17 protein-coding genes are annotated in these 18,366 nt (G+C 72.1%); 12 read left to right on the top strand and 5 right to left on the bottom strand.

Annotation, left to right across the window (positions count from 1 at the left end):
- The first annotated feature begins 12 nt into the window (after positions 1–12).
- Positions 13–1,383 (top strand): glycosyl hydrolase family 18 protein, encoded by a 1,371-nt coding sequence (locus tag AB0B39_RS24305; RefSeq protein ID WP_357575473.1) that lies wholly within the window; start codon positions 13–15, stop codon positions 1,381–1,383.
- Positions 1,384–1,469: 86 nt separating this feature from the next.
- Here AB0B39_RS24305 and AB0B39_RS24300 read toward each other — a convergent pair whose 3' ends face one another.
- A complete protein-coding gene (locus tag AB0B39_RS24300; RefSeq protein ID WP_357575472.1) occupies positions 1,470–2,543 on the bottom strand; it encodes a DUF4037 domain-containing protein in 1,074 nt (357 codons plus the stop codon).
- A gap of 120 nt (positions 2,544–2,663) precedes the next feature.
- Between AB0B39_RS24300 and AB0B39_RS24295 the strand changes: the two genes are divergently transcribed.
- Together AB0B39_RS24295 and AB0B39_RS24290 are read left to right on the top strand one after the other, a co-directional pair.
- On the top strand, positions 2,664–2,891 hold the full coding sequence (locus AB0B39_RS24295) for a hypothetical protein (protein ID WP_355051137.1): 228 nt from the start codon (positions 2,664–2,666) through the stop codon (positions 2,889–2,891).
- Between the two features lie 59 nt (positions 2,892–2,950).
- Positions 2,951–3,877: a 5'-3' exonuclease gene (locus tag AB0B39_RS24290; RefSeq protein ID WP_357490332.1), complete on the top strand. Its 927-nt coding sequence runs from the start codon at positions 2,951–2,953 to the stop codon at positions 3,875–3,877.
- Positions 3,878–3,927: 50 nt separating this feature from the next.
- Here the strand turns inward: AB0B39_RS24290 and AB0B39_RS24285 are convergent, their stop codons facing one another.
- Positions 3,928–4,644: an isocitrate lyase/phosphoenolpyruvate mutase family protein gene (locus AB0B39_RS24285; protein WP_357575471.1), complete on the bottom strand. Its 717-nt coding sequence runs from the start codon at positions 4,642–4,644 to the stop codon at positions 3,928–3,930.
- 194 nt (positions 4,645–4,838) lie between these two features.
- On the opposite strand from AB0B39_RS24285, the gene AB0B39_RS24280 reads away from it, so the two are divergent.
- Together AB0B39_RS24280 and AB0B39_RS24275 are read left to right on the top strand one after the other, a co-directional pair.
- Positions 4,839–5,297: an SRPBCC domain-containing protein gene (locus AB0B39_RS24280; protein WP_357575470.1), complete on the top strand. Its 459-nt coding sequence runs from the start codon at positions 4,839–4,841 to the stop codon at positions 5,295–5,297.
- Positions 5,294–5,644: a metalloregulator ArsR/SmtB family transcription factor gene (locus AB0B39_RS24275; RefSeq protein WP_357575469.1), complete on the top strand. Its 351-nt coding sequence runs from the start codon at positions 5,294–5,296 to the stop codon at positions 5,642–5,644. Before AB0B39_RS24280 ends, AB0B39_RS24275 begins: the two co-directional genes overlap by 4 nt.
- Before the next feature lie 72 nt (positions 5,645–5,716).
- Here the strand turns inward: AB0B39_RS24275 and AB0B39_RS24270 are convergent, their stop codons facing one another.
- The 3 genes from AB0B39_RS24270 to AB0B39_RS24260 form a co-directional block, all read right to left on the bottom strand.
- Positions 5,717–6,019, bottom strand: a complete 303-nt coding sequence (locus AB0B39_RS24270; protein ID WP_234581891.1) for a GNAT family N-acetyltransferase — start codon at positions 6,017–6,019, stop codon at positions 5,717–5,719.
- A 98-nt stretch (positions 6,020–6,117) separates the two neighbouring features.
- Positions 6,118–6,387, bottom strand: a complete 270-nt coding sequence (locus AB0B39_RS24265; protein WP_357490326.1) for a GlsB/YeaQ/YmgE family stress response membrane protein — start codon at positions 6,385–6,387, stop codon at positions 6,118–6,120.
- A gap of 155 nt (positions 6,388–6,542) precedes the next feature.
- Positions 6,543–7,718, bottom strand: coding sequence for a beta-propeller fold lactonase family protein (locus AB0B39_RS24260; protein ID WP_357575468.1), 1,176 nt, complete (start codon positions 7,716–7,718; stop codon positions 6,543–6,545).
- 251 nt (positions 7,719–7,969) lie between these two features.
- Between AB0B39_RS24260 and AB0B39_RS24255 the strand changes: the two genes are divergently transcribed.
- The 7 genes from AB0B39_RS24255 (at position 7,970) to AB0B39_RS24225 (ending at position 18,354) form a co-directional block, all read left to right on the top strand.
- A complete protein-coding gene (locus AB0B39_RS24255) occupies positions 7,970–8,719 on the top strand; it encodes a DUF1223 domain-containing protein (RefSeq protein ID WP_357575467.1) in 750 nt (249 codons plus the stop codon).
- 88 nt (positions 8,720–8,807) lie between these two features.
- Complete coding sequence (locus AB0B39_RS24250) at positions 8,808–9,191, top strand: hypothetical protein (RefSeq protein WP_357490321.1); 384 nt, start codon at positions 8,808–8,810, stop codon at positions 9,189–9,191.
- Between the two features lie 191 nt (positions 9,192–9,382).
- Positions 9,383–12,295, top strand: a complete 2,913-nt coding sequence (locus AB0B39_RS24245; RefSeq protein ID WP_357490319.1) for a glycosyl hydrolase — start codon at positions 9,383–9,385, stop codon at positions 12,293–12,295.
- An 86-nt stretch (positions 12,296–12,381) separates the two neighbouring features.
- Complete coding sequence (locus AB0B39_RS24240; protein ID WP_357575466.1) at positions 12,382–13,332, top strand: hypothetical protein; 951 nt, start codon at positions 12,382–12,384, stop codon at positions 13,330–13,332.
- 367 nt (positions 13,333–13,699) lie between these two features.
- Positions 13,700–14,992, top strand: coding sequence for a cytochrome P450 (locus AB0B39_RS24235; protein ID WP_357575465.1), 1,293 nt, complete (start codon positions 13,700–13,702; stop codon positions 14,990–14,992).
- 243 nt (positions 14,993–15,235) lie between these two features.
- Positions 15,236–15,715, top strand: a complete 480-nt coding sequence (locus AB0B39_RS24230) for a helix-turn-helix transcriptional regulator (RefSeq protein ID WP_357575464.1) — start codon at positions 15,236–15,238, stop codon at positions 15,713–15,715.
- A 254-nt stretch (positions 15,716–15,969) separates the two neighbouring features.
- Entirely contained in the window at positions 15,970–18,354 is a 2,385-nt protein-coding gene (locus tag AB0B39_RS24225; protein ID WP_357575463.1) for a nitrate- and nitrite sensing domain-containing protein, read from the top strand.
- The last annotated feature ends 12 nt before the right edge of the window (positions 18,355–18,366 follow it).

Raw genomic sequence — 18,366 nt, 5'->3', positions numbered from 1 at the left:
GGAAGGCCCCCGATGTCCTCACCACTGCGCCGCGCCCTCAGCGCCGGCCTGCTCGCCCTGGCCACCGCCGCCGCCACCGTCACCCTCGTCCCCACCGCCGCGCAGGCAGTGGTGCTGCCGAACAACTTCAAGAGCGTCGGCTACATGCCCTCGTGGGCTGGCAACGTCAACACCATCCAGTACAACAAGCTCACCCACATCAACTACGCGTTCGTGCTGCCCAACAACGACGGCAGCCTGCGCGCGGTGGAGAACCCGAGCAAGCTCTCCTCCCTGGTGTCGCAGGCGCACGCCAACAACGTCAAGGTCTCGATCGCCGTGGGCGGCTGGAACGACGGCAACGACTCGGCCTTCGAGGCCCTCGCGGCCAACTCCGGCAGCCGGGGCGCCTTCGTCAACAACCTGGTCAACTTCGTCAACCAGTACAACCTCGACGGCGTCGACATCGACTGGGAGTACCCGGACCCGGGCGCCTCGGCGAACAACTACAGCCAGCTCATGTCGCAGCTCGGCAGCGCCATGCACAGCCGCGGCAAGCTGCTCACCGCTGCCGTCGTCTCCGAGGGTTACTACCTCGACGGCGTGCCGACGGCCGTGTTCGGCCAGGTCGACTGGCTCAACATCATGGCGTACGACGGCGGCAGCCCGCACTCCAACTACGACTGGTCGATCAACAGCATCAACCTGTGGAAGTCCCGCGGCCTGCCGGCCAGCAAGGCCGTCCTCGGCATCCCGTTCTACAGCCGCCCCGGCTACTACACGTACTCGGCGCTCGTCGCCCTGGACCCGGCCAACGCCAACCGGGACTGCACCACCGCCGGCGGCGCGCAGCAGTGCTACAACGGCGTCCCGACCGTCAAGCGCAAGACGCAGTGGGCCCTCGCCAACGCCGGCGGCGTCATGAACTGGGAGCTGTCGCAGGACACCACCGGCTCCACCTCGCTGGTCAGCGCCATGTACGACACCATCATGGGCGGCACCACCCCGCCGCCGTCCGGTCGTACCGGCCGGATCACCGGCCTCGGCGGCAAGTGCGTGGACGTGGCCTCGGCCAGCACCGCCAACGGCACCGCCATCCAGCTCTGGACCTGCAACGGCACCAACGCGCAGACCTGGACCGTCGCCAGCGACGGCACGCTGCGCGCCCTCGGCAAGTGCGCCGACATCACCAGCGCCTCCACCGCCAACGGCGCCAAGGTGCAGCTGTACGACTGCAACGGCAGCGGCGCCCAGGTCTGGCAGGCGCAGTCCAACGGCACGCTGCGCAACCCGCAGTCCAACAAGTGCCTGGACGTCACCGACAACAGCTCGGCCGACGGCGCCCGGTTGCAGATCTGGGACTGCTTCGCCGGCGCCAACCAGCGCTGGACCCTCCCGGCCTGACCCGGACGCCGAATCGCACCTCCGAGCAGATCGTGGACAGTTTCCGTCATCGGTTGACGGAAACTGTCCACGATCTCCGGCTGCGGTCACCCCGACCACAGGCCGTCGGCCACCCGGCGAGCCCGGGTCGCGTGGCTGAGCACATCGACGCTGTGCACGTACTGGTCGACCGCGCCCAGCAGCGGCCGCTCGCGCAGCGTCGGGTCGGTCACCGCGGCACGTAGGGCGGCGGCGACGCGCTCGGCCCGCAGCACCAGGAACGGCCGGTCGTGAAACGGCCCGGCCCGGGCGCGTACCGGGGCCGCCAGAGCGGTGTCGTCGGTCCACCGGGCCATGGTCTCCAGCGCCTCGACCAGACCGGCCTGGCGCCGGGTCCAGTCGCCCGGGCCGGTCGCCTCGACCAGCGCCGCGACCGCCGGGGCCGCGCCCGGCAGCCGGCCGAAGGCCGTGCCGAGCCATTTGTCGTACGGCGGCCAACGTCGGCGCAGCAGCAGACCGAGCCGGAGCACGTCACGGGCGATGCCTCCGGTGACAACCCGGCTGCCCAACTCGTCGCCGACCTCGGCGCACCGGCCGGGCAGGTGCTCAGCCTGCGCGATCCGCGTCCACACGGCGGCCAGGACGTACCGCCACACGTCCGGCGGATACCACCGCAGCGCCGCCCGTCGAGCGGTCAGCGCGCCGTCGAGGCCGTCATGGAACACCTCGCCACCGGTCACCTCCGCCAACCGCTGGGTCGGGCTCGCCAGCCAGTCCGCCGTGCCGACCCCGGCGATCGGGTCGAAGCCGAGCCGGCGCCGCCACCAGCCGGCCACCTCGTCGAGCGTGACCCCGTGCCGCGTTCCGGCCGCGTCGACGACGCCCAGTCGGCCGTCGCCGGCGAAACGGGTGGGCCAGCCGAGGAACTCCGTCGGCAGGTCGGCGTCCAGCACGGCGCGGATCCGCGGGATCGCGGCGACGTCGGCCGGCCCGACGAACACCTGCACACGCGGACCCCAGTCGTGGTCGGTGGACCGGGCCGTGTCCAGGCCGAGCACCTCCGAGCCACCGTCGAGCAGCCCCGCCGCGTACCGCAGGGCGGGGAGACGACCGCGCAGGATCGGCGCGACCACCTCGTCGTGGTACCGGCGGGCCAGCACCAGGCCGGGAAGAAACGCCACACCGGCAGTCTGCGCCGGTGCACGACCCGCCCGCACCGTGGTTTCCCGGGTAGGACGGGGGCGGGGGCCATAGCCTGGGGTTCGGGACGTCCGCATGAGGCCGCGACCGAAAGGGCCGACGTGACAGCGAACGACGCGAACCGGGCGGCGACCCGCCGTCGCCGGCAACTGTGGGCCGGGGTCCTCGCGCTCGTCGGCCTGGTCCTGCTGGTCATCGGGCTCACCGTGGCCGACGGCGTCGCCGCCTGGGTCGAGGTGCTGGTAGCGATCCTGCTGCTGGTGACCAGCTACGTCGTGCAGCACCTCGCCCGACGCGACACCGTCTACCGGCACGACGAGCGGCGCTGACCCCGCCGGGCGGCCGGGCGTACCGGTGATCGTCGCAGGGCTGTGCCAGGCTGTCGGGCGTGGCACACCGATCCCCGATCCTGCTGATCGACGCACCCAGCCTCTACTTCCGGGCCTACTTCGGCATCCCGGAGTCCGCCGCGCGCGCCGAGGACGGCACGCCCGTCAACGCGGTGCGCGGCTTCCTCGACATGCTCGCCACGCTCATCCGCGGCCGGGGCGCCGACCGGATGGTGTGCGCTCTGGACTACGACTGGCGGCCGGCGTGGCGGGTCGAGCTGTTGCCGTCGTACAAGGCGCACCGGGTGGCCCCGCAGGGCGGCGAGGTCGTCCCCGACACGCTCTCCCCGCAGGTGCCGATGATCCTGGAGGTCCTCGACGCGGTAGGCATCACCGCCGTCGGCGCGACCGGTTACGAGGCCGACGACGTGCTCGGCACGTTGTCGGTGACCCAGCCGGGCCCGGTCGAGGTGGTCTCCGGCGACCGGGACCTGTTCCAGCTCATCGACGACTCCCGGGCCGTGCGGCTGCTCTACGTCGGGCGCGGCGTGGCCAAGCTCGACGACTGCGACGACGCGGCGGTCCGCGCCCGCTACGGGGTGCCCGCCGACCGGTACGCCGACTTCGCCGCCCTGCGCGGCGACCCCAGCGACGGACTGCCCGGGGTGCCGGGCGTCGGCGAGAAGACCGCCGCTCGGCTCATCGAGCGGTACGGCAGCATCGACGGCATCCTGGCCGCGCTGGACGACTCCGACTCGTCCTTCGCGCCGGGCCTGCGCACCAAGCTGGCCGCCGCCCGCGACTACCTGGCCGTCGCGCCGACGGTGGTCCGGGTCGCCCTGGACGTGGCTCTGCCGGAGCTGCCCACCGCGCTGCCGACCGCCCCCGCCGACCCGGAGCGGCTGCTCGAGCTGGCCGGCCGGTGGAACCTGGCCGGCTCCGCCCGCCGCCTCGTGGACGCCCTGGCGGCCCGCGCCGACGCCTGACCCCCGGGCGGAGCCGCCCGCCTCGGAGGACGTGCCGGCCGGCCGGTGCCTCAGGCGCGCAGGTTGGCCGCCAGGTCACCGATCGCGGCCATCGCGTAGCGCTGCATACCCGGGCCGAACGTGATGCGGGTGGCGCCGTGTCGGGCCAGCTCGGTCACGGACTCCCGGTTCGGCGCGGCGGCCATGTTGATGGGGCCGGTGATGCCCTCGCGCAGCACCGGAAGGACCTCGGTCGGGGCCCGCAGCGGGTACACGCAGTCGGCGCCCGCCGCCACGTACAGCTTCGCGCGGGCGACGGCGTCGGCCGGGTCACCCGAGCCGAACAGGAACGTGTCGACGCGCGCGTTGATGACGAGCGCGTCGCCCGCCGCCGCCCGCACCTCGGCCAGCCAGTCCGCGTGCCGCTGCGGATCCTTGAGCGTGGCGTGCCCCTCGGAGTCCTCCAGGTTGCAGCCGACGACGCCCGCCTCCAGCAGCCGCTCGACCAGCTCGGCGGGAGCGAGCCCGTAGCCGTCCTCCACGTCCGCGGACACCGGAACGGAGACGGCCCGCACGACCCTCGCCACCGCGGCGAACATCTCGGCGGCCGGGGTGGAGCCGTCCTCGTAGCCGAGGGAGGCGGCGATCCCTGCGCTCGGCGTGGCGAGCGCTTCGAAGCCGGCGTCGGCGAAGACCCGGGCGCTGCCCGCGTCCCAGGCGTTCGGCAGCACGAGCGGGTCGCCGGCGGGGCGGTCGTGGTGCAGGGCACGGAAGGTGGCGGCTGTCATCGTTGAGGTCTCCCGACGGGGATGTGGAGGGACGATGGCGAAGGCGGGGCGGTTGCCCACCCTGGACCGTACCGTCACCGCCATGTCGGCACGTCGTGCCCCGCACCCCGGACCGAATGCGCAACCATCGGTTGCGCGAGGCGACCGGGGCGTTGTAACCTGACGCAACCAAAGGTTGCGAAAGGGTGGTACGCATGGAGTACGGAGTCATCGAACGGGACATCGACATCGACGCCTCGCCCGAGGTGGTCTTCGAGGTGGTCAGCCAACCCGAGCACGTGCGGGAGTGGTGGCCGGACGACGCCCGGTTCGAACCGGTGGCGGGCGCGACCGGCGAGTTGGTGTGGCGCGACGCGCAGACCGGGGAGACGACGACCGTCGACCTCGCCGTCGTGGACGTCGACCCGCCGAAGCGGTTCTCGTTTCGCTGGTGCTTCGCCGAGCCCGACCGGGTGGGACGGTCGTTGCTGGTCACCTTCGACCTCGTCCCGATCGCGACCGGGACCCGCCTCCGCATGACCGAGACCGGTTTTCGCGAGATGGGCTGGGAGATCGCGCTGCTCGAGAAGCAGTACCAGGACCACGTCAGCGGATGGAACCACTACGTCCCCGCGCTCGGCACGTACGTCGCCCGGCTGGTCGCCACGTCATGACCACAGCCGTCGACGACGCCCTGTGGTCGGCGATCGGCGACCCGATCCGGCGCAACATGATCGACCTGCTGCTCGCCGGCGGGCCCGGCACCGCCACGTCGCTGAGCGAGCGACTGCCCGTCACCCGCCAGGCCGTCTCGAAGCACCTGGCCGTCCTGGACCGGGTCGGCCTGATCCACTCCGCGCCGGCCGGCCGGGAGCGTCACTACCAGGTCGACGAGGCGCAGCTCGCGCGTGCGGTCGCCCAACTGACCGCCGTCGGCGCCACCTGGGATGCCCGACTCCGCCGGATCAAGCGGATCGCCGAGACGATCGACCGTCACCGCACCGACAACCAGGGAAAATGAGCTGGTCGACATCCTGCACCGGGTCGGCGTCGTCGCCCCGCTCGACGACGTCCACCGCGCGGTGGCCGGCCGCTACTTCACCTTGCGGGTGGACCGCACCACGATGTCCTCGTACTCCGGGTGCTTGACCAGCCACTCGGCGAGAAACGGGCAGATCGGCACCACGGTGCGTCCCCTGGCCCGCGCGTCGTCCATGACCGCGCGGGCCAGGGTCGACCCGACGCCCCGGCCCTCGTACGCCGGATCGACCTCGGTGTGGGTGTAGGCGATGATGGCGCCGGTCAGCTGGTAGGTGACGACCCCGGCGACCGCGCCCGTCTCGTCGCGCGCCTCGAACCGCTCCCGCGTGGGCGCGTCTGTCACGGTGAACTGCACCGGACCATCCAAGCACAGCGCCCGTGACCGGCCCACCCGGTCACGGTCCCGATGCGCGCGGGCCCGCTCCTGATCGGGAGCGGGCCCGCGCGGGGACGTCAGACGCGCCGACGGCCGTACGCGGCGGCGGTGACGGCCACGCCGATCGCGGCGAACACCACCTGCAGGAGCAGTTCGATCCAGTCGATGCCGGCGGTTTCGTCCACGCCGAGCCCGCCGGCAACGAGCGTGCCGAGGATCGCGGCGAGCACGCCGATCGCCAGGGTGAGCACGATCGAGATGTTCTGCTTGCCGGGCACCACGAGCCGACCGAGGGCGCCGATGACCAGGCCGATGATGATCGCGGTGAAGAAGCCCTGGATTTCCACGGGGGTGGTCCCTTCGAAGATGTTGTCGTCAGCGACTCTCTTTCTGCCCCGTGGCGGGCTCCGCCGAAACCACCGCGGCGCGGTGTGTGCCCGGGCCGGGTGGGGACGTGCGCTGGTCCCGGTCGCGGGCGACCGGGACCAGCGGTGTGCGGCCGTCAGGAGGCGGCGATGCCTTCCATGCCGATGCCGTCGGTGAACGTCGGCAGGCCCTCGACCGTGGTGACGAGGCGCAGCGAGCCGTCGTCCTTCACCTCGTAGCCCTGCACGTTGCCGGCGGCGGCGTTCTGGACGTACAGGAAGCCGTCGCTGGTGGTCATGTCGATCGACCCACCTCCGGTGTCGGCGGCGACGGCGTGGACGAGTTGGAGCTTGCCGTCGTCATCGACCCGGTAGGCGCTGATGGTGGAGCTGCCGGCGTTGGCGACGTAGAAGTAGTCGCCGACCCGCTGGATCCAGCAGGGCGCCTGCTGGCCGTTCGGCACCGACGGCCCGACCTGGTCGAGGGCGCCGTCCTCGTCGAGGTCGAACCGGCCGACCTCGTTGCTGCCGGATTCGGTGACCAGCACCGAGTCCTCCGTGTCGAAGGTGAAGCCGAACGGCACGGACCCGGCGTCGCTGATGACCGGCCGGCGGGACAGTTCGCCGTCGCGACCGATCTCGAAGCTGAACATGACGTTGGCGGCCTTGGTCGACACCAACACGAACTCACCGTCCGGGTCGATTTCGACCTGGGCGGGAGCGGTCATGAACGCGGGCGGGTTGCCGTTGTGCAGGCCGAGCGACCGGTTGGAGTCGTGGATCGGCGACAGGCGGCCCTTGTGCAGCTGGAAACCCTGCACCGAGCCCTCGCCACCGGCGTTGAGGACGTAGACGAGGCCACCGCGGACCGTGACGCTGACCGGGAGCAGCCCCCCGGACCAGATCACCTGCTCCTTGTGCAGCCGGGTGCCGTCGACGCGGAAGACGGTCAGGGTGTTGCTGCCGGCGTTCACGGCGAACAGCAGCCCCCGGTGGTACGTCAACGACCCCTGTGACGCCAGCGCGTCGACCGGAGCGCCGATCGTGAAGCCGCCCAGCCCGCCGGTCTCGTACTCACCCGCCTTGCTGAGGCGGCCGTCCTCGTCGCGGTCGTACACCTTGATGGTGTTGCCCTCGGCCTTGTTGGTCTGGACGAAGACCGCGCCCTCGCTGTCGTGGTGGTAGTCACCTCCCCCGCGGTCGTCGTGGTTGCCGGTCGGGCCGCCGCCGTCGGCCCAGGCAGCTCCGGGAAGCGTTCCGACGCTGGTCAGACCCACCAGGAGGGCCGCCGCTAGCGCTACGCTGCGCTTCATTACTGACTCCTTAGCCGCATCTTGTGACGAATGAGAGTTTTCCTCTCATTGGCACGCTATCGGAGGAGAACATCACTCAGGCGGGCTTTACCCGTAAGTGGCATCGCCGGGCGCAACGGTCGATTCGTGGTAGGGAGGCACGTGTGGCCCCTGGACGCACCCGTCCGCCCTCGCGGCCCCGCTGACCAGGCGTTGTCGATCCGGGAACGGGAAATCGCCCAGGCGCCGGCAGCTCTGGGAGGAGACGCGCCATGACGAACCCATCGCCGCACGGGTCGGACCCCGCCCGTCAGCCGGATCGGCAGTCCTCGGAGGCGGGCGGCGGCGTCGCCGTCGTGGAGCTGTTCAGCTCCCAGGGCTGCAACAGCTGCCCTCCCGCCGAGGAGCTGCTGACCGAGATCGACCAGGACTCCCGGACGCGGGGAGAGCCCGTCTTCGCCCTCGGCTTCCACGTCGACTACTGGGACGATCTGGGCTGGCCCGACCAGTTCGCGGACGCGGCCTACACGGCGCGGCAGGAGGCGTACGCCCGTGGCTTCGGCTCCGGGCGTCTCTACACCCCACAGATGATCGTCAACGGCACCGTGGAGTTTGTCGGCTCCGACCGTGCCCAGGCGGCGAGGGCCGTCGCGTCCGCCCTGATGTCGCCGGCCGCCGCGCCCCTCACGTTGTCCGTTGCAGAGGTCGCTGACGGCGGGCGGCGGATGGTGGTGGGCTACCGGATCCAGCGGCTGTCGCAGCGCGCGGTGGTGAACGTGGCGCTCGTGCAACGCGGCCTGCACAGCGCGATCGCCCGCGGCGAGAACGCCGGCCGGACGCTGCGGCAGGACAATGTGGTGCGCGCCTTCACCTCGGTGCCCCTGGACGCCGAGCAGGGGCAGGTGGAGCTGACCACGCCGCCGGATCTGGACCCCGGCCAGTCCACGGTGATCGGCTACGTCCAGCGCGAGGGCGACCGGGCGGTCGTCGGCGCCGCCGCCGTCGACCTGTCCGCCGGCTGACGCCGCCGGTGGGCGGCCCGCCCGCCACCTGTCGGTCCCGGTGCGTAATCTCGGCGCATGCGGATGGCACGCGCGGTGCGGGGTCTCGGTGGCTGACGCCGACGACGTACGCCGTCTGGCCCTGGCCCTGCCCCACACGGTCGAGATCGAGAGCGAGGGCTTCGACTTCCGGGTGGCCGGCAAGGGTTTCGTCTGGTCCTATCCCGAGCGCAGCCCGGGCAGGCCCCGGGTGATCCGGCGCGACATCGCGGTGCTGTTCGTCGGGGACGAGGCCGAGAAGCAGGCTCTCCTGCTCGGCGAACCGGAGGTCTTCTTCACCACGTCCGGTTACGACGGCCTGCCGCTGGTGATGCTGCGCCTGGCGGCGGTCACCGTCGAGCGTCTGAGTGAACTCGTGACCGACGCGTGGCGCATGCGCGCGCCGGACGCGCTGCACGCCGACCTGGACGGGATCGGCGTGGCGGAGAGCTGACGGCCGGGCCGGCGCGGCGGGCGATCAGTTTGCGACATCAGCACGCAACCGGACCGACACATTGACGGGGATCTCGGGGGTCGATTACCGTGCCGCCTGAGAGAGCGCTCTCTCGATCGACGTTTTCCACAATTCAGACGCTACGCGCCCGGGCCGGCACGGTCCGTACCGGGACGCGCGATGGAGGCACCATGAAACCTCCCGTCCCCCACCGCCGCTGGGCACTGGCAGCCGCCACCGCCCTGGCCCTGGTCGTCGGTGGCCTCACGATCCCCGTCACCCGCGCCGCCGAGGCCGCACCCGTGGGCGCCGGCAGCTACACCACCACCCCGGTCGGCGCGCTCCCCACCGGCTGCGGCGCGATGTCCAGCAACCCCCGCCAGTTCGCCACCGCCAACGCGCCCGCCGGTGCCGTACCCACCAACGACTGGTGGTCCTCGCTGCTGTGGAAGCGCACCGACTGCGCCTTCAGCGAGCCCCTGCACGCCCACCCGACGTCCTACGACACGTTCACCGACGGCCTCGGCTTCTCCGCCAACTCCACACCCGCCATCAGCGGCACGGCGACCGGCGTCGGCGAGTACCACTACCCGTACGTGCAGGACATCCGCGTCGGCGTCGCCGGGCTCGCCGCGCCCCAGGTCAAGGTGGACGGCTGGACCGACTGGACGGTCAGCCCGTACTGGAGCGACGGAAGCCGCACCCTGCGCGCCACCATCGGCCACGGCCTGCCGTTCGCGTACTTCCAGGCCAGCGGCGGCGACGCGGTGATCGGCACGTCCGGCGCCGAGGTGTGGTCCAACAGCGGCGCCACCATCGGCTTCCGGGTCAACGGCCACGACTACGTGGCGTACGCCCCCAGCGGCGCGACCTGGACCGTCAGCGGCGGCCGCATCTCCTCCACCCTCGCGGGTCGCGGCTACTTCTCCGTGGCCCTGCTGCCTCCCACGGCCAACGCCACCGAACGCGCCGACCTGGCCAGCACCTACGGCCGGTACGCGCACGCCCACGTCACCGGCACCCGGGTCTCCTACGCCTACGACCCGGCGACCAACGGCCTGAGCACGACGTACGCGTTCACCACCAACGCCCGGGAGGGGACCGCCACGCAGACAGTGGTCAGCCTCTACCCGCACCAGTGGAAGTCGCTGGCCGGCTCGACGCCGATCACGCCGACGTACCCGTCGGCGCGCGGTCGGATGAAGGTCCTCACCGGGGTCAACCAGTTCCGGACCGCCATGGCGTTCCAGGGTGTCCTTCCCGAACTGCCGGCCGTCGGCGACGGCAGCGGCACGGACCTGGCCACGCTCACCAGCCAACTGGCCGCCGCCCGGAGCAACCCGATGGACCAGCGGGGCAACGACACGTACTGGACCGGCAAGGGCCTCGGCCGCGCCGCCCGGCTCGCCGAGGTCGCCGACCTGGTCAACGACACGGCCACCCGCGACAGCGCGCTGAACGCCATCCGCAGCACCCTCACCGACTGGTTCACCGCGTCCAGCGGCAAGACCCAGAGGCTCTTCTACTACGACGCCAACTGGGGCACCCTGATCGGCTACCCGGCGTCGTACGGCTCCGACCAGGAACTCAACGACCACCACTTCCACTACGGCTACTTCATCGCCGCCGCCGCGACCCTGGCCAAGTTCGACCCCTCCTGGGCCGCGACCAGCCGCTACGGCGGCATGGTGGACCTGCTGATCCGCGACGCCAACAACTACCGCCGCGACGACACCCGCTTCCCGTACCTGCGCGACTTCGACATCTACGCCGGCCACGACTGGGCGTCCGGGCACGGCTCGTTCGGCTCGGGCAACAACCAGGAGTCGTCCTCGGAGGGGATGAACTTCGCCAACGCCCTCATCCAGTGGGGTCAGGTCACCGGCGACACCGCCGTACGCGACGCCGGCGTCTTCCTCTACACGACGCAGGCCGCCGCCATCCAGGAGTACTGGTTCGACGCCAGCGACCAGAACTTCCCCGCCGCCTTCGGGCACTCGACGGTCGGCATGGTCTGGGGCGACGGCGGCGCGTACGCCACCTGGTTCAGCGCCGACCCGGAGATGATCCAGGGCATCAACCTGCTGCCGGTCACCGGCGGGCACCTCTACCTCGGCAACAACCCGGCGTACGTGCGCACCAACTACGCCGAACTGGTCCGCAACAACGGCGGGCCGCCGACGGTGTGGCAGGACATCCTCTGGCAGTTCCAGGCCCTCGGCGACCCCGACGCGGCCCTGGCGAACCTGCGCGCCAACCCGGGCTACACCCCCGAGGAGGGCGAGAGCCGGGCGCACACCTTCCACTGGATCCGCAACCTCGCGGCACTGGGCACCGTCGACACGTCGGTCACCGCCAACCATCCGCTGAGCGCGGTGTTCTCCCGCAACGGCACGCGCACCTACGTGGCGTCGAACCCGACGGCGAACCCGATCACCGTCACGTTCTCCACCGGCACCCGGCTCACCGTCGCGGCCGGAAAGACGGCCACCACCGGGGCGTACACGTGGAGTGGCGGCAACGCCTCCGGTGGCGTGCCGCCGAGCACGAACCCGCCGACCACCGCACCGCCCACCACGGCGCCGCCGACGACCGCGCCGCCGACCACCGCCCCGCCGACCACGCCGCCGCCGAGCTCGGGCTCGCCCACGCGCTACCTGCTCGCCGGTGGCGGGCTGGGCGCCGCCGCCAGCGCGGGCACGACCACTGTCGCGGCCGCCAACGGAAACCACGACGGAACGCCGACCAACCCGCAGGTCTTCACGGCGACCGGCCTCAACCTCGCCTACTCCGGGGCGCAGACCGCGTTCGACCTGTTCCTGGACGCCGGCACGGCCGTCGGCAACGGGGTGCAGGTGCGCGTCTCCTACGACCTGACCGGAAACGGCAGCTGGGACCGGACGGAGACCTGGCGCTACTTCGCCACCGACCCGGTCCCCGGTTACGAGCACTACACCCAGAACGCCGGCCTGGCCTCGGCCACCGGCACGTTGGGCACGTTGAGCAACGGCACCGTGCGGGTGGAGGTCTGGTCCGCCATCGGCAACAACCCCACCACGGTGGGCATCGGCAACCAGTCGGTGCTGCGCCTGCCGTACTCCTGATCCGTACCCCCGCGCTCGCCGCCGGCCGCACCTCGGCCGGCGGCGAGCTCTCGCCGCGACTGGCGACCGGGTGCGAGGCTGGCGGCATGTCGTCCGTACGCGAACCGCAGCCCCTGCCGCCGCGGGCCGGGACCGCGCGGTGGCGGCTGCGGTTGGTCGGGTGGCTCGGCCCGGCGGGCTCGGCAGTGGCCCTGAACCAGCTGGCCACCGTGCTCCCGCCGGTCGCCGTCGGCGCCGTGATCCTGGTGGTGGCCGTGGTGTACGGCCACAATCGACTCGACGAGCGGGCCCCGCTGGCCGCGGCGCTGCCCCGGATCCTGCTCTACGTCGCGGTCGTCGGTGTCGCGCTGGCCGTGTCGACGCCGTCGTCGTGGGCCGGGCCGCTCACCCTGGTGGCGGTCGTGGCGATCGCCTGCGCCGCGCTGGTCGCCCAGGACCGGGCGACCGCCCTGACCTCGCTGGCGGGGATCAGCATCTGCACCGCGGGTCTGTTCGTGGTCGCCGACGCCTTCGGCGTCGAACGGGCCGGCGCCCGGTTCGTCGGGGTGATCCTGGGGAGCTTCGCCGTGGCGTTGGGCCTGCTCGTCCTGTACGACCGCCGGCACCTCTTCGGCGCGGGCAGCCCCGGCCTCACGCTGCTGCGGGAGGCCCGTGTGACGTGGTCCCGGGCCGGCGCGCTGGGCGTGCTGAGCGTTCCCGCCAGCGTGCGTCTGGCTCGGGACGGATCCCTGGCGACCGCCGGCCTGGTCGCGGTGGCCGGCCTGTGCTGGCTGGGCGTGACGCTCGTCTTCGTGTTCGCCGAGCGGCGCGACGCCCTCGCCGGCGCGTTGCTGGCGCTCAGCGGGACGGCGGTCACCGTGCTGGGCCTGCTGGCGTTCCACGCCCGGGAGTATCCGGTCGGGATGATCGCCGCCACGGCGGGGGTGGCAATGGTGGGTGGTGGAATCTCCCTGCTCGAATCGACCGGCGCGCTGGGGCGCCTGGGCGGTTGGCTGGCACACCTGACCAAGCCGGCGGCTCAGCGAGCCGACGGCTGAACGCCCCGCGGGTTCGCCTTTCGCCGCGGCGTCACCTTCGTCCGTGGGGAATCGTTGCCGGAAATGAGGATTTGCACATTCCGGCAATCCCACCGACCAGTGTGGGCGGCTGAGTCGCGATCGGGCTCGCGCCCGAGGATGGAGCGGGCAAACACCGGGGTGCAAGGTGCATCCGGCCAGCTCCGGAACGGTTCTGCGAGGAACAGTTAGCACTCCATCAAATAGATAGCTGCCAATCTTGACTTGTGCATCGAGCCGGCGCACCGTGAAGGACGCGCGGCAGATGCGCACCATTGTCGGCCCGCCATCGGCGATGTGCGGAATGCGAGCGTCGTTGGTTTTAGTGCGGCGCGTCAGGAGGCGTTCGATGCAGTTGAATCCGTTTTCCGGGGTCTATCTCACCGATCCCGCAAGCGCCTGGCGACGCATTCTCGACGACCCCGACCGGGTGCCCTACGCCGAGGATCTGGGCCTGTGGCTGATCAGCCGGCACGCGGACGTCCGACAAGCCCTCGCCGACGCCGCGACGTTCGGCAACGCCCTCACCCTCGCCCCGATCTACGAGGTCTGCCCGGAGGCGATGAGCGTCATCATGCGGATCGACGCGCCACCCACGACGGCCGCCGCCGACCCGCCGACGCACCCCCGCACCCGCCGCGCCCTGCGGGCCACCTTCGCCAACACCGCGGACCGGGCCGAGGCCGAGTACGGCGCGATCGTCCGTCGCCGCGTCGACGACCTGGTGGCCCGACTCGTGGCCCGGGCCGGCCGGCGGGCGGATCTCGTCGGTGAGTTCACCACCGAGCTTCCGCTGCTGGTCATCCTGGACATCCTCGGGGTGCCCGACGCCGACGTCGACCAGATCCGGCGGTGGGCGGACGGTCAGCTCGCCCTGATCTGGGGGCAGCCGGACCCGGACGAGCAGGTACGTCTGGCCCGGGGACTGCTGGAGTTCTGGCACTACTGCCAGGATCTGGTACGACGGCGACTCGACAGTGGACCCGAGGGCGCCGACTTCATCAGCCGGGCGCTGGCCTACCGCGACGACGACGACACGGTGCTGACGGTGACCGAGGTGGCGAGCCTCGCCTTCAACCTTCTGGTCGCCGGGCACGAGACGACCGCCGGTCTGCTCGCCCACGCACTCGACGAGGCCCTGTCCGACCGGCAGCGATGGCAGGCGCTCGTCGCCGAGCCGCGATCCGTGCCCGACTTCGTGACCGAGACCCTCCGCTTCGCACCCGCCATCGACGGTTGGTTGCGGGTGACGCGCCGCGAGGTCACTCTGGGTGGGGTCACGATTCCGGCGGGCGCGCGTTGTCTGCTGATGATCGGAGCGGCGAACCGGGACCCCGCGGTCTTCGCCCACCCGGACCGGTTCGACCCACGCCGCCTCGACGCCGCCGACCACCTGTCGTTCGGCCACGGCCCGCATTTCTGCATCGGCGCCGCATTGGCGCGACTGGAGGCCGGTGTGGCTCTCACCCGACTCGCCGCCGCCATTCCCGGCCTCCGACTGGCACCCGAACACCGCCGCTCATTCAAACCCAATGTGTCATTTCGCGCGCACCACGCACTCGTCGCGACAATCGATATTCTCGCGCCTACCGACGGCCCGACGGCAGCTCCGGCCGCCGCCACCGGGGCACCCGCCGCCTGACGACGAGGAGGCCGGCGGCGCTGACCTGCGGGCCCGACCGACGCGGCCGGGTCCGACCGGCGGGACACGTCTCGGCGGGTCGGGCGTGTGGGCTCGCGCGCTTTGCGCGGCGATTCATCTCGCCGCACGTCTTCACACCCATCGTGTCCAGGGTTAAGAATTGCCCCCTATGAATGTTCAGCCCATCGGCCAATCTCGATCTGACACCTGCTGTTGATTCGTGGGTGCCACGAAGGTGAGCGCATGGAGCACACGCCCCCGCCGAGCGCCGCTCACTCCGCGGCCAGCCAACAGTTCCGCTGGGAGCTGCGCAGCTGCCGGGTCCGACGGGGACTGACCCAACGGGCCCTGGCGGACCTGGTGCGGTTCAGCCGGGAGACGGTCGCCGCGGTGGAGTCGGGCCGCCGCTTCGGCAGCCACGAGTTCGCGGTGCGCTGCGACGACGTGCTCGACACCGGCGGCGTGCTGGCCTCGCTGTGGCCGCAGGTCGCGGCCGAGCAGTTGGCGGCCGACGGCCGGCGGGGTCCACGGACCCCCGAGCAGACGCGCCTCGATCCGCCCGTACCGCGCCAGCGGAGTCGGCGCGACGCGCGCGACCCGGGCGCCGTGGTGGACGCCATCGACGAGCTGCGGGAGCTGATCGGCCAGGTGCTCAGCAGCCAACCGGACGCGGACGACTCCGGGCCGCACCGCGCGCCCGAGCACCTCGACGACAAGCGCTGAGCGCGGCCACCCGCGACCGACCGCCGCGCGCCACCGGCCGCTGACTCTGGGTACAGATGCTGGTACGGCCAGTTTGTACCACCGCCAGGTCTGGCCTCCGAGCGCGGGTTCCGGCGGAATGGGACTTGCATTCGGCAAGGTGCGTATTGACCGTCATCGACGAGTCGTGGGAGTCAATCTTGGCGTCGAGCACGAGGTCCCACGCGGCCCGACCCTACCCGAGGAGTCGACGCGCCTGGAAGATCGCCGGTCGGATGCGCCTCATCGTGGCGGCGCCACTGGTGGCCGTGATCGGGTTCGCCGGCCTCGCGCTCACCGAGAGCGCACGCCAGACGACCCGCGCCAGCGACCTCGAGGTCGTGGCACGCCTCGGCGCCGAGGCCGGCGACCTGGCGTACCGGCTGCAACGCGAACGGGCCGCCGCCGCCGACCTGCTCACCCACCCCGACGCGGAGCAGCAGGACACCTTCGGCGTTGAGCTGGGCGCCACCGACGCCGCCGTCGAGCGGTACCGCCGACAGCGCGACAAGGTGCCCACCGACGCCGACGCGACCCTCCTGCGCCGCATCGACGCGGCGTTGGAAGGCCTGTCTCCGCTGCGCACCCAGGTCCGCACGGCCGAGCACGCCTCGGTGTCCGCGATGACCTTCAGCTACCGCATCGCGATCGCCGACCTGATCACCTTCCGGGAGAACGTCTCGCACGGCGTCGTCAACGCCCGGCTCGCCGACGGGATCCGAGCCTCGGCCGCCCTCTCGAAGACCGCCGAGGCGATCGGCCAACAGCAGGTCGCCGTGCTCCGCGCCGTCGCGGCCGGCGAGCTGACCCCCGCCACCCAGCAGGACATCACCGCCGCCCGCACCAGCTACACCGAGTCCAGCCTGTCGTTCCTGGCCCTCGCCCCGACCGAGTGGAGCATCTGGTGGGAGCAGGCCGGCACCGGCAAGGAGGCGCTGGCCCTGCAACGGATGCAGGACGAGGTGTCCCGCGCCCAGCCGGGAACGCCACTGCGCCTGCAGACCGCCGACTGGGTGACCACGACACAGCAACGCGCCGCCCGCCTCGCCGACCTGCGGGGGCGCGTCGACGCCGCCGTGCTCGACGACGTCCGGGCCGCCCACGCCGACCAGCGTCGCCGGGCCGTGGCCGAGGCGGTGGGCGTACTGCTGGCGCTGCTGCTGACCGCGCTCGTGACCTGGGCCGTCGCCCGGCAGATCACCCGCCGGCTGCGCCGGCTGCGCGACGCGGCCAACGCCGTCGCGTTCGAACAACTCCCCGCCGTGGTGGCCCGGTTGCAACGCCCCGACAGCGCGAGCGTGGACCCCGACGAGCTGGCCCGGCAACAGTCCACCGCGGCCCTCGAACCCTCCAGCGACGACGAGATCGGCGAGCTGGGCCAGGCGTTCAGTGCCGTGCACCAGGCCGCCGTGCGGACCGCCGCCGAACAGGCCGTCATGCGCGCCAACACCGCCGACATCTTCATCCACCTGAGCCGGCGCGAACAGCGACTGGTCGACGCCGTCCTGGCACAGGTCGACCGGGTCGAACGGGACGAGACCGACCCCGACCGCCTGGACCAGCTCTACACCCTGGACAACCTGGCGACCCGGATGGGCCGCATCAACGCCAGCCTGCTCGTGCTCGGCGGCGTCGGCGTCGGCCGGGTACGCCAGCACGACGTCCCGCTGCAACAGGTGCTCCAGGCGGCCCTGTCGCAGATCGAGCACTACGCGCGCATCCGGCTCGGCATGGTCGACGGTGACGTCGCCGTGGCCGCCAAGTCCGTCGACGAGGTCGTGCACCTGCTCGCCGAACTCATGGACAACGCGACCGCGTACTCGCCGCCGGGCAGCGAGACCTGGGTGAGCGGCCGCAGCCTCGGCGACCGGGTCATCATCCAGATCAGCGACGAGGGCGTCGGTCTGCCCCCACAACGGTTGCAGCAGCTCAACGAGCTGCTGGCCCGGCCGCCCGCCATCGACGTCGCCGCCGTGCGGGCCATGGGGCTGGTCGTCGTGGGTCAACTCGCCGCCCGGCTGGGAGCCAGCGTCCAACTACGTCGCGGCCCCCGCCGCGGCACCCTCGCCGAGGCGACGCTGCCCGCGGCGATGATCCGGTCGTTGCCGCCGGAGGAGTACCTGCTCGCTCCCGGCCGGTTGTCGCGGCGGGCCGCCCGCACGTCCGCGCCCCCGCCGTACCGCCCGCGGCCGGAGCCGACCGCCGGGCACGCCCCCGCGGCGCGGACCCTGCCGGCGGCGCCCGTGTTCCGCCCGACCCCCAGCGTGGACCCCGGCGACGCGCCGACCGAGGAGCTGCTCATCTTCGACCAGGTCAACCACTGGTTCCACGCCGACGTCGTCGACTCCTCCGACGGCCGGCAGTGGTCCAGCCCCGCCGACGACGCCTGGCGTACCGCCGCGCAGGCGCACACCCCCGACGTGGCCGCGACCACCACCTCCGGCCTGCCGAAACGGCAGCCGCAACGACACCTGGTGCCCGGTGGCGTCACCGTGGCGCAGCAGCACCAACAACAACGCTCCGAATACCGGGACCCGGCCCAGGTCGCCAGCGCGATGGCCGCGTACGCGCGCGGAGTGGCGGCCCGCCGGCGCACCCCGATCAACAGCGGCAACTCATGACCGACAGGGAGA

Origin of the sequence: Micromonospora sp. NPDC049114 (assembly GCF_040648635.1) — a bacterium.
GTDB lineage: Bacteria > Actinomycetota > Actinomycetes > Mycobacteriales > Micromonosporaceae > Micromonospora.
The sequence above is the reverse complement of the archived record's forward strand: the minus strand, read 5'-3'. Positions and strand labels throughout refer to the sequence as shown.

Coding starts and splice junctions, on each gene's coding strand:
- AB0B39_RS24305 (WP_357575473.1), top strand. CDS start 13: ATGTCCTCACCACTGCGCCGCGCCCTCAGCGCCGGCCTGCTCGCCCTG.
- AB0B39_RS24285 (WP_357575471.1), bottom strand. CDS start 4,644: ATGACAGCCGCCACCTTCCGTGCCCTGCACCACGACCGCCCCGCCGGC.
- AB0B39_RS24280 (WP_357575470.1), top strand. CDS start 4,839: ATGGAGTACGGAGTCATCGAACGGGACATCGACATCGACGCCTCGCCC.
- AB0B39_RS24275 (WP_357575469.1), top strand. CDS start 5,294: ATGACCACAGCCGTCGACGACGCCCTGTGGTCGGCGATCGGCGACCCG.
- AB0B39_RS24260 (WP_357575468.1), bottom strand. CDS start 7,718: ATGAAGCGCAGCGTAGCGCTAGCGGCGGCCCTCCTGGTGGGTCTGACC.
- AB0B39_RS24255 (WP_357575467.1), top strand. CDS start 7,970: ATGACGAACCCATCGCCGCACGGGTCGGACCCCGCCCGTCAGCCGGAT.
- AB0B39_RS24245 (WP_357490319.1), top strand. CDS start 9,383: ATGAAACCTCCCGTCCCCCACCGCCGCTGGGCACTGGCAGCCGCCACC.
- AB0B39_RS24240 (WP_357575466.1), top strand. CDS start 12,382: ATGTCGTCCGTACGCGAACCGCAGCCCCTGCCGCCGCGGGCCGGGACC.
- AB0B39_RS24235 (WP_357575465.1), top strand. CDS start 13,700: ATGCAGTTGAATCCGTTTTCCGGGGTCTATCTCACCGATCCCGCAAGC.
- AB0B39_RS24230 (WP_357575464.1), top strand. CDS start 15,236: ATGGAGCACACGCCCCCGCCGAGCGCCGCTCACTCCGCGGCCAGCCAA.
- AB0B39_RS24225 (WP_357575463.1), top strand. CDS start 15,970: ATGCGCCTCATCGTGGCGGCGCCACTGGTGGCCGTGATCGGGTTCGCC.